1 protein-coding gene is annotated in these 1,003 nt (G+C 57.3%); it reads right to left on the reverse strand.

Going from position 1 to position 1,003, the window contains the following annotated elements:
• The coding region (locus tag FXB38_RS42275) for a di-heme-cytochrome C peroxidase (protein ID WP_246230648.1) at positions 1-1,003 on the reverse strand (1,003 nt) is incomplete at both ends.

The following is a 1,003-nucleotide window of genomic DNA, read 5'->3' on the forward strand; positions in this document are numbered from 1 at the left end:
AGCAGCGATACATTGAAGTCCGTCAGACCGGCCACACAGGCGTCGCTCGCTTGTGTTTTCGTAACAAGCCCGACATTGACCGGATCGAATTCGCGGCTGCCAACGCAGAAAGACGTCGGCCGCTCCTTCTGCGGCAACAACATGTCTCTCAGCGTCGGCACGGACCCGTTGTGCAGATACGGAGCTGTCGCCCAAACGCCATCCAACGGGCGCGCCCGATATTGAGGTTCCAGGGCAAGAACATCTTCGTCCTTTCCGTTATGGTTCGCCCGAGCCCCAACGTAGACTCGTTGGTTTTGACAATTCTTCCTGGGTCCCCACATCTGCTGCTTGGCTTCTTCGGAGGTGCCGTTCGCAATGATCCATTGGTCGATTGTCTTTCCGACCACGTCCATGAGTGCGAGTACGAAAAGGGGATCTGCCCCTTTGTTCGCTGGAAGGCCGCAAGCCCAGGCTTTGTTGAGGTCATCGACTGGACTTAATCCAAGTGACTCGGGTAAGTGAACGCGGCGCGTCGTGAGGACATCGGATTGTTGACGATCGGTGCCGATCGCCGTGATCGGCATCTGGACCACATTGAAATAATGCCGCCCCCCTATGTCCACCCAATTCTTCTCGTTCTTGGCTGAGCGATCGGGGTTCTCCGGCTTCCAGAACGAATCCTCCGGCCATCTTTTGTCGAAGGCAGGATCGTTGACCGGGCCTCGGTGGCATTCAAAGCAGTGCGCGCGATAGAGATCGCGGCCTTTTTCAACGAGCTTTTCGTCAATGGCCCATGCCGGGTCGCTCCGAAATTTTTCCTGTGCGTCCTTCCACCTGGGCGCTACGAGCCCGGTAAATTTTCTGCCGCTTGCATCGGCCGCCGAAAAGGGATCGGCGCCGCGCAGAAGCTCTTCGAACCGCGCGATGTCGGATAGATGTATCGATGAGGCAAAAAGTGGCCGTGCGGGCGCGGTCATATTGATTTTTGCGCCGACACCGAGCGCCTCGCCTGAATTGCGAA

This window comes from Bradyrhizobium cytisi (genome assembly GCF_008123515.1).
GTDB classification, from domain to species: Bacteria; Pseudomonadota; Alphaproteobacteria; order Rhizobiales; family Xanthobacteraceae; genus Bradyrhizobium; species Bradyrhizobium cytisi.